The 2,427-nt window shown below is 68.2% G+C and carries 1 protein-coding gene; it reads right to left on the bottom strand.

Annotated features, from left to right (window positions below; all coding sequences use genetic code 11):
- On the bottom strand, nt 1–2,427 hold a 2,427-nt coding region (locus tag ACJ8HB_RS24915; RefSeq protein ID WP_442522810.1), incomplete at both ends, for a condensation domain-containing protein.

The following is a 2,427-nucleotide window of genomic DNA, read 5'->3' on the forward strand; positions in this document are numbered from 1 at the left end:
GCCGCCCGGCCGGCGGCGTCCGCCAGCAGCAGCACCGGGTCGGCATCCTGCAGGATGTACTGCAGGCGTTCGCCCGGATAGGCCGGATCGAGCGGCACATAGGCGCCGCCGGCCTTGAGAATACCGAACAGCGCCGTCACCATGTTCAGGCCGCGTTCGGCGCACACTGCCACCCGGCTGTCCGGGCCGACGCCGCGCGCTATCAGCGCGTGCGCCAACCGGTTGGCGCGGGCGTTCAGCTGGGCGTAGCTCAGGCTTTCCGCGCCGCTCACCAGCGCGGTGGCGTCCGGCGTGCGGCGCACCTGCTGCTCGAACAGCGCCGCCAGCGTCTGATCCAGCGGGTAGTCACGCTCGGTGCGGTTCCAGCCATGCAGCAGCAGTTCGCGTTCCGCCTCCGGCACCACCGCCAGTGAACACACCGGCGTCTCCGGCGCCTGCTCCAGCGCTTGCGCCAGTGAGCTCAGCGCCTGCACCATATAGTCACACACCCGCTGGGCATCGACCGTCTCGGTCACCTGCGCCGTCAGGCCCAGCGAATCGCCGCCGTCCTCCACCGATAACACGAACGGATAGTTGGTGCGCTCTTCGGCGCTCAGCAAGCTGACGCCTTCCGGCAACGCCACTGCTTCGCCGTTGTTGTGGCGATAGTTGAGCAAGGCGCTGAACAGCGGCGCCCCAGGGCTGACGCCGCTGCAGCGCTGCGCCAATGCCAGCGGCGCATGTTCATGCGCCAGCAGCCCGCTCAGCCGCACGTGCGCCTCTCTTGCCGCCGTCTCCACGCCTCGCCGATCGATGTCCAGACGCAGCGGCAACGTGTTGATAAACAATCCCAATGCCCGTTCCGCGCCTTCGCCGCCCTGCAGACGCCCCAGCAATACGGTGCCGAACACGACCGAGTCTCGCCCGCTGACGCTCGCCAGCACCTGCGCCCAGGCCAGGTGGCACAGGCTGGCCAGGCTGACGCCCAGCCGCCGCGCCTGTCGCCGCAACCGCAGGTTTAGCGCCGAAGAGAGTGCCTGGTAGCGGCAGGCGATTTGCCGCCCTTCGCCGTGCACGTCGCTCAGGCCAAACGGCAGCACCGGCTCGCTGATATCCGCCAGCATGTCGCGGAAGAAGCTTTCGTGCTCCGCCTCGCTGAGAGCCAGGCGCGCCTGCGCCACCGCATTGCGGAACGGCTGGGCGACGCCCAACTGTGCCCCACGGCCGGCGAGGATCTCGCCGATCTCTTGCTCCATGAAGGCCAGCGTGGAGTGATCGCCAATCAGATGATGCCACTGCTGCAAGGCGCACCAGCTGCCGTCCTCCTCCTGCGTGACGGTAAAGTTGAGCAGCGGCGCGCGGGTCAGATCCTGCCGCTGCTGCAACGGATCAAAGCTGGCCGCCAGCTGTCGCCAAATCGGGCCGTCAGCCGGATCGAAACGCCGCTCGCTCAGCGCCAGCTCAGCCTTGCGCCACACCACCTGCACCGGCGAGGACATGCCCTGCGTGATGAACGCGGTGCGCAGAATGTCATGGCGATCGATCACCTGCTGCATCGCCGCCAGCCAGGCGTCCAGGCGCGCACGGCTGTCGAAACGCAGCACCGCAGACAGCTGGTACGGGTCGCCTCGTTCCGCCAGCAGATGGTGGAACAAAATCCCCTCCTGCAGCGGCGACAAGGCGTAGATGTCCTGTACGTTGGCCACACCGCCCGGCACCTGCGCCACCACCGCGTCGATTTCCGGCTGGCTCAGCGTCGCCAGCGGCAACATCTCCGGCGTAATGGAGGCCCCGCCCGGTAAAATCCGGTTTTCCGGTATGTCGACCTCACCTTGCGCGCTCATCGCCTGCGCCAGCGCCGACAGCGTCGGCGTTGAGAACAGCGTCTGCACGTTCGCTCCCCAACCAGCGCGCCGCAGCTGAGCCATCAACTTCACCGCCAGCAGCGAGTGGCCCCCCAGCTCGAAGAAGTTATCGTGGCGGCCGACCCGCTCCACGTTCAGCAGCTCGCGCCAGATCGCCGCCAGCAGCGTTTCGTGTTCACCCTGCGGCGCTTCATACGCCGCCTGGCTCTGCGCCCCCTGCGGCTCCGGCAATGCCCTACGATCCAGTTTGCCGTTCGGCGACAGCGGCAACGCCGCCACCACCACCCAGGCCGACGGCACCATATAGTCCGGCAGCGCCGCGCTCACATGCTGCCGCAGCGCGCCCGCCAGCGTCTCTTCCGCCACGTCCGCGGCCGGCACCACCCACGCCACCAGCCGTTTGTCGTCGCCCACCGCCCGTGCATCCACCACCGCTTCGCGCACCGCCGGGTGCGTCGCCAGCGCCGCCTCTATCTCGCCGCATTCGATGCGGAAGCCGCGGATTTTTACCTGCTGATCGTTGCGCCCCAGGTACTCGATGTCGCCGTTCGCCAGATAACGCGCCACGTCGCCGGTGCGGTAC

It is taken from the genome of Serratia sp. CY27727 (assembly GCF_052169275.1).
GTDB classification, from domain to species: domain Bacteria; phylum Pseudomonadota; class Gammaproteobacteria; order Enterobacterales; family Enterobacteriaceae; genus Serratia; species Serratia sarumanii.